The 6887-nt window shown below is 68.5% G+C and carries 6 protein-coding genes and 1 pseudogene; 6 read left to right on the top strand and 1 reads right to left on the bottom strand.

Features of this window, described 5'->3' with window-relative positions:
- The first annotated feature begins 570 nt into the window (after window positions 1-570).
- The 5 genes from ACFC02_RS40915 (at window position 571) to ACFC02_RS40895 (ending at window position 5232) form a co-directional block, all read left to right on the top strand.
- Window positions 571-1458, top strand: a complete 888-nt coding sequence (locus ACFC02_RS40915) for a serine protease (RefSeq protein ID WP_376367838.1) — start codon at window positions 571-573, stop codon at window positions 1456-1458.
- Between the two features lie 231 nt (window positions 1459-1689).
- Window positions 1690-2091, top strand: a complete 402-nt coding sequence (locus tag ACFC02_RS40910; protein WP_376367836.1) for a hypothetical protein — start codon at window positions 1690-1692, stop codon at window positions 2089-2091.
- A 355-nt stretch (window positions 2092-2446) separates the two neighbouring features.
- The gene (locus ACFC02_RS40905; protein WP_376367834.1) at window positions 2447-3943 is read left to right on the top strand and encodes a catalase; all 1497 of its coding nucleotides are present in this window, start codon (window positions 2447-2449) and stop codon (window positions 3941-3943) included.
- A 101-nt stretch (window positions 3944-4044) separates the two neighbouring features.
- Entirely contained in the window at window positions 4045-4416 is a 372-nt protein-coding gene (locus ACFC02_RS40900; RefSeq protein WP_376367832.1) for an ankyrin repeat domain-containing protein, read from the top strand.
- Between the two features lie 255 nt (window positions 4417-4671).
- Window positions 4672-5232 carry a peptidase inhibitor family I36 protein gene (locus ACFC02_RS40895; RefSeq protein ID WP_376367830.1) on the top strand — a complete coding sequence of 187 codons (561 nt, stop codon included), beginning with the start codon at window positions 4672-4674 and terminating at the stop codon, window positions 5230-5232.
- Between the two features lie 63 nt (window positions 5233-5295).
- Here the strand turns inward: ACFC02_RS40895 and ACFC02_RS40890 are convergent.
- Window positions 5296-5738 (bottom strand): annotated as a pseudogene (locus tag ACFC02_RS40890) (class I SAM-dependent methyltransferase).
- Between the two features lie 282 nt (window positions 5739-6020).
- On the opposite strand from ACFC02_RS40890, the gene ACFC02_RS40885 reads away from it, so the two are divergent.
- Entirely contained in the window at window positions 6021-6800 is a 780-nt protein-coding gene (locus ACFC02_RS40885) for an SDR family NAD(P)-dependent oxidoreductase (protein ID WP_376367828.1), read from the top strand.
- Window positions 6801-6887: the final 87 nt, after the last annotated feature.

Here is a 6887-nt window from a genome sequence, read left to right as displayed (position 1 = left end):
AATGGATCGCCTTCCCCCGCCGCTACCTCCCCGAAGGCAGCATGGACAAGATCTATCCAGCTGAAGATCAACCCGACACGGCTACACCACTACAGAGGACATGACCACGCCATGCTCTGCAACACCGACTCCACCCCCAAGGACTTCCCCCATCTTTGGTCCGCCGCGCGAGCCCGCCGCGCCGCCTTCCCGGCCCTCGGTGGCACATACATTTCCCCGTGGTGCGCCGACTGGCCGACGCACACCCCGCCCACGGCCGTGGTCCGCGGACGCAGCCCGCTCCAGATCTCCGGGCACCTCAGCGAGGGCGACACCCCCTACGCATGGGCACAGGCGGCGCACAAGGCGCCGGCGGCACCCTGCGACCGTCGTCGACGGGGTCCACGCCTCCCTGAAGAACCTGCCGTGCGGCGCCCACGTGGTCGACTTCTTCCGCACCGGGAAGACCACCGGCGGCACCTGCCCGGGACTGAAATGACCCGGCACCCCACCCTCTCGCCTGCCCCTGCCCCTGCCCCTGCCCCTGCCCCTCCCGCTCCCTCTCCTGCTCACGAAGGAACGAACCAAGTGATGCGCTTCCCCACGGCCAGGGCACTACTCGGCGGCGTTGGCCTCCTCGGCCTGGCACTGTTGACGCCCGTTGCGTCGGCCGCCCCGGCCACGGTGGCGTCCGCGGCCGCCCCGAAGGCCACCGCGGTCAAGGCGTCGGCTGACTTCACCGGCACGGTCGACGTCGACGGATGTTCGGGTTCCGTCGTCCGGATGCCGGTCTCCACGGACGGCGACCGGGCACTGGTGCTGACCAACGGCCACTGCTACGAAGGAGCCCGGCCCGTCCCCGGCGAAGTCCTGGTGGACCAGTCGTCGCACCGCCTGTTCAGGCTGCGCGACCGCTCCGGGGGCACCGCCGCGCAGGTGCACGCGACCAAGGCCCTCTACGTCACCTTGACCGGCACGGACATCGCCCTCTACCAGATCGACGAGACGTACCGGGAACTGGCGAGGGACCACGGGGTCACCGCCCTGACGGTCGCTGGCCGACGTCCCGCCCGTGGCACCGCGATCCGCGTCGTGTCCGGGAGCCTGAAGCAGGAGTTCTCCTGCCGGATCGACGGGTTCGCCTACCGCGTCCTGGAGACGGCCAACGTCACCGAGGACGTCGTGCGGTACACACCTGACTGCGACACCGGGCACGGCACCTCCGGATCCCCCGTGCTGGCGGACGGGAAGATCGTCGCCATCAACAACACCAGCAACCACGACGGCGGGCAGTGCACCCTGGACAACCCCTGCGAGATGGCACGCGACGGCGCGATCTCCGTCCACCGGGGGACCGGGTACGCCACGGCGACCTACTGGCTGGCCGCTTGCACGGTCCCGGGGAACCGGCTGGACCTGAACCGCGCCGGATGCCTCCTGCCGCGCGCTGACCTTCGACGGGCCCCGGCCGTCGGCTGACGGGGGCCCGGCGGCCCCGGCATCACACAGGGACGGACCCGAAGAGGATCCATCATGTGCTGATTTCTCCCGTGAAAGATGGGATAAACGCGCCTCAGCGTGTGAGACACCCTTTCACGGGAGAAACTCTGATCATTTCCTGTGTGAGGTCTACGTGTCAACTGTGGGCGACTTTCCTGTCATCGACCGCCGTGCCACGTACCGCTATGAAGATCTCAGAGAGGTGAGCCGATGTTCCGAAGGGCGTTCCGCAGAGCAGCCCTCGTCACGGCGGCGACCGCCGTGACCGGCCTGGGCCTGACAGGCGTCGCCACGGCTGCGCCGGCGGGCGCGCAGAGCTGCGCGAAGACGTACCACTACGGTGCGACCGAGGTGCAGATAGACAACTGCCCGGGTGACGGGGCGCCGAGCTGGTTCTGGATCCACACCAAGACGTCCGGATCGAACTACTCGGCTACCGCCTGGATGACACTCGCGAACGGCTCGCGTGTGACACTGGACGTGGCGGTCAATCACTCGACCGCTCACGAATGGGACGCTGACATCAGGTCCCTCGAGATCTGTGAGTACTACACGATCGGCTGGGCGCCGCCCATCCCGCTCCACCGCTGTTCCGGCGAACACGGTGTCTAGACGGCGGCCTTCCTCACGGACGCGTTGCGAGGAAGGCTCCACGGGGGGCAGCACCTCCGGGGAGGGCGCGCCGGTCCGGCCTGTTCCTCGATCCGTGCGTGCGCACCCCACTTGTCACCGGCTCCTGGCGCCCTGAACGGTGTCCAGGAGCCGGCTGCTTCCCACGTCCGGCCCTCACACCTCGCCAGGCCTGCCACCCACGCTCCGACATACACACATACACACATACACACATACACACGTTCGTCGGCAGCCTCTCGCCGTGACCGGCGTCCGAATATAGGGTGTGTGTCGATGCGGGCGCGGGCCACAGCACGCGCACACTCGGCAGGCCGGACCGCCGGGGCTCCGAGACATGCCGAGAATCACTTCTACCGAGGAGCGAACTGTGCCCGAGAACAACCAGAGGCCCTTGACCACGGTCGCCGGTGCGCCGGTTCCCGACAACCAGAACTCCCTGACGTCCGGCCCGCGGGGCCCGATGCTCCTCCAGGACGTGTGGTTCCTGGAGAAACTCGCCCATTTCGACCGCGAGGTCATCCCGGAGCGCAGGATGCACGCCAAGGGGTCCGGCGCGTTCGGCACCTTCACGGTCACCCACGACATCACGCGGTACACGAGCGCGAGGATCTTCTCCGAAGTCGGCAAGAAGACGCAGCTGTTCGCCCGGTTCTCCACCGTCGCGGGTGAACGCGGCGCGGCGGACGCCGAGCGCGACATCCGCGGCTTCGCCCTGAAGTTCTACACGGACGAGGGCAACTGGGACCTGGTGGGGAACAACACCCCGGTGTTCTTCTTCCGCGACCCGCTGAAGTTCCCCGACCTCAACCACGCGGTGAAGCGCGACCCGCGCACCAACCTCCGCGACCCCGAGAACAACTGGGACTTCTGGACCAACCTCCCCGAGGCCCTGCACCAGGTCACGATCGTCATGTCCGACCGCGGCATCCCGGCCTCGTACCGGCACATGCACGGGTTCGGCTCACACACCTACAGCCTGGTCAACGCCGAGGGCGAGCGGTTCTGGGTGAAGTTCCACCACCGTACCCAGCAGGGTGTCAAGAACCTCACGGACGCCGAGGCCGAGGCCCTGATCGGCGAGGACCGGGAGTCCCACCAGCGCGACCTCTTCGACGCGATCGACCGGGGCGACTTCCCGAAGTGGAAGCTGTACATCCAGGTCATGCCGGAGCGCGACGCCGAGCACTACCGCTTCCACCCCTTCGACCTCACCAAGGTCTGGTCGAAGAAGGACTACCCGCTCATCGAGGTCGGTGAATGGGAACTCGACCGCAACCCCGGCAACTACTTCGCGGACGTCGAGCAGGCTGCCTTCACCCCGGCCAACGTCGTCCCGGGCATCGGCCTCTCTCCGGACCGCATGCTCCAGGGCCGCCTCTTCTCCTACGGCGACGCCCAGCGCTACCGCCTCGGCGTGAACCACCACCAGATCCCCGTCAACGCCCCGAAGAACCCCGTGAACTCCTACCACCGCGACGGCGGCATGCGGGTGGACGGCAACCAGGGCGCCACCCCCGGCATCGAGCCCAACTCGTACGGCCGCTGGCAGCAGCAGCCCGCCTACCGTGAGCCGAGCCAGCGCGTGGGCGCCGTCGCCGACCGGTTCGACTTCCGCGAGGACGACGACAACTACTTCGAGCAGCCCGGCAACCTGTTCCGTCTGATGAGCCCCGAGGAGCAGCAGCGGCTCTTCGAGAACACCGCCCGCGCGATCGACGGCGCCTCGCAGCGGACCGTCGAGCGCCACATCGCCCACTGCGCCCAGGCCGACCCGGCCTACGGCGAAGGCGTCCGCAAGGCGATCGAGGCCCTCGCCGTCGGCAACCTCTAGACCGTCCGGTCCGGCGTGGGCGCAGCGGGCCCACACCGGACCGGACCCGTGCTCGTCCCCACCCGTGAGCAGAAGGAGCCGCGTATGAGCAGGAGGCGGCCATGACCCCCGAGCAGACGCGACGCGTCGTGGCGATCGCCATGGATCTGGCGCGGGAGGGCCGCACCGCACAACTGGCCGAGTTCGTGGAACACGGCCTGCCGGTGGACGTCGCCGATCCGTCGGGCAACACCCTCCTCATGCTCGCCGCCTACCACGGCCACGCCGCCACGGTACGCACCCTGATCCGGCTCGGTGCCGACCCCGACCTGCGCAACGCCAGGGACCAGACACCCATCGCGGGCGCCCTGTTCAAAGGCGCCGACGACGTGGTGGCGGTCCTCAGACAGGCCGGGGCGGACCTGGACCGCGGCACACCGACCGCACGCGTCGCCGCGGCCGTGTTCGGCCGTACCCACCTGCTCATCGGCTGATCCCGGTAGCGGAGCACCGCCGCCGCTGGTGTGCCGCTGCCGGCGACCGGCGCCGTCGTCCCGACGGGACCGCGGCGGGGCCGTCCGCCGGCGAAAGGGGGACGGACTGCGTGTTGCCGGACCCGGCCGTGAGGTCGATCACTTCACGCCAGTGTCCTGAACTGTGCGGGGGCTCCGCCCCGTGATCACGGTGATGGCATTTGCATACATGTGTGCGGGATGCCGAGGGATGTTGTCTTTCGAGGAGTGTCGGACGTGAAGAAGATCCGTATGAAGAAGGGTCGCGCCGTCGCCGCGACCCTGAGTGTCACCGCTGCTGCCCTCTTCGGGGGCATCGCCACAGGGACTCCCGCGTCCGCCGCCGCCAGTTGCAGCGGCGTGTGCTTCTACGAGGGGTACTGGTACAGCGGGCAGAAGTCGGACCAGACGAAGACCCTGGTCTCCGGGTCTGGCCAGATCCAGCGGTTTACCAACAGCCATTACCAGAACGGCGCGAACATCAATGACAGCGTCAGCTCGGTCGTCAACAACACCGGCTACTGCCTGAAGCTGTACTACGACTTCGACTTCCAGCACAACGTGCAGGGATCCGACTCCAAGCGCGGAATGATCATCGGCAAGTACACGTCCGTGGTCCTCGACGGCAACACGGACAGTGCCTTCAACGACAGGTTCTCGTCGGTCAGGAGGGTCACCTGCGACGGCATCCACGGCCGGTACGGCAACTGGGGGCACCTCACCAACGGACACGACGACGCGTGGTCCGGTTCCACCGTCGACGAATTCGACGGCGATCTGGTGAAGTGGAATCACTGAACCGCACGGCTGGGACCAGGTTCGTGAACGCCCTGGTGCGGGCACGCCCACCCGGGAGGCGCTCTACCGGCGGACCGCCGAGACCAGTCCGCCGGGCCGCTCCGCGTGCTGCGGCGGGGTGCTGATCGGGCGGCCGCAGGCGGCGGCGCGCTCGCTCAGGGTGTGGCTGTCGGTCGCCCAGCCTGCCCGGCCAGCCGGCCCACCGGGTCGTCGGACATCCCCGACACCCACAGGGACGCCGCCGATCTCGGCACGGCGTCCGCCCCGAAGCGCTCGATCACACCGCGCGAGCCCAACGCCAGCCCCATCCGGCTGCCTGCCGCCGACCGCGCGAACGCCACGCCCAGCCGGCGGCGTCGCGCGGCCTCGTCACCGGGCGGCGGCGAGGAGGGCCACAGGCCGCCGGCGGTGACGAAGGCCCGGGCCAGTGGGTCGCGGAACAGCGCGTCCTCCCGCTCGGTCTCCAGTGCCCGCACCCTGGCCACCCCTACCGCCGTGGCCCACATCACCCCCGACGGCTGCACCCGCTCCTGCTCATCAGTCACCGCGCCCGCCTGGATGATCGATCCCAGGGACCTGACGAGCGCTTGTGGGTGCGGCCGGCGGTGGCCCGCCGGGGTGGGCGTGGCACGAGTCATCGAACCTTTCCGGCTTCACATTCGTTGCGGCTCGGCACCCTTGTGACACTGCCGGGTGACCGGCTTGACTGCTGAGCGCGGCGAACCGGGTGAGGTGGCATCGGCCGCCGATGCCGTACGCGCAGGTGATCGGAAGGAACGCAAGGGGCCATGGATCTCCAACTCGCGGGCCGACGGGCCGTCATCACCGGCGGAAGCCGCGGTATCGGATTCGCCGTCGGGCGGGCTCTCTCGACGGAAGGCGCGTCGGTCGCCCTCGTCTCCAGATCAGCCGATGACGTCGAGGAGCAGGCGAAAGCCCTTCAGGCGGAGACCGGTGCCGAGGTCATCGGTGTAGCGGCCGACACCGGAGAAGACGCGTCGGTGACGGAAATGGCGAGGAGGGTCCGGGACCGGCTCGGTGGCGTGGACATCCTGGTGAACAACGCCGCCACGACCAATCCCGGTTTCATTCCGGACGACGCTCTGGAAGCGGAGATCAACGTCAAGGTTCGCGGATACCTGCGATGTGTCCGCGCTTTCGCTCCGGAAATGGCAGAACGCGGCTGGGGCAGGGTCATCAACGTCGGCGGGCTGGCGTCACGGCAGACGGGGTCGGTGACCGGTTCGATTCGAAACGCCGCCGTGGTCGCCATGACGAAGAACCTGGCGGACGAACTCGGACCGTCGGGGATCAACGTCGTCTCGGTGCACCCCGCTGCCACTCGGACGCGTACCTTCCTGGACAACCTCGAACACCGGGCCGCGGCTCTGGGACGCAGCCGAGCGGAGCTGGAGCAGCAGTACGCGTCGTCCGTCTCCATCGGGAGGATCGTGGAGCCCGAGGAGGTGGCGGCTGTCGTCGCGTTCCTGGCGAGTCCGCTCAGCGTCGCCCTCAACGGCGACCCCGTCATCACGAGCGGCGGGCTGAAGGGGGCCATCTACTACTGACAGTGAAGATATGACTGGTGGTTCCGCTGATGAGCCTGACTCGCCTACTGACTGACGTCATCGACTGTCCTGTTTGGGATTTGTCGG

Source organism: Streptomyces sp. NPDC056160 (genome assembly GCF_042268205.1).
Lineage (GTDB): Bacteria > Actinomycetota > Actinomycetes > Streptomycetales > Streptomycetaceae > Streptomyces.
Note: the sequence above shows the minus strand (reverse complement) of the source record. Positions and strands in the feature narration are given on the sequence as shown.

What these genes read in the sequence shown, in the direction of transcription:
- ACFC02_RS40915 (WP_376367838.1), top strand. Translation starts at nt 571, where the DNA reads ATGCGCTTCCCCACGGCCAGGGCACTACTCGGCGGCGTTGGCCTCCTC.
- ACFC02_RS40910 (WP_376367836.1), top strand. Translation starts at nt 1,690, where the DNA reads ATGTTCCGAAGGGCGTTCCGCAGAGCAGCCCTCGTCACGGCGGCGACC.
- ACFC02_RS40905 (WP_376367834.1), top strand. Translation starts at nt 2,447, where the DNA reads ATGCCGAGAATCACTTCTACCGAGGAGCGAACTGTGCCCGAGAACAAC.
- ACFC02_RS40900 (WP_376367832.1), top strand. Translation starts at nt 4,045, where the DNA reads ATGACCCCCGAGCAGACGCGACGCGTCGTGGCGATCGCCATGGATCTG.
- ACFC02_RS40885 (WP_376367828.1), top strand. Translation starts at nt 6,021, where the DNA reads ATGGATCTCCAACTCGCGGGCCGACGGGCCGTCATCACCGGCGGAAGC.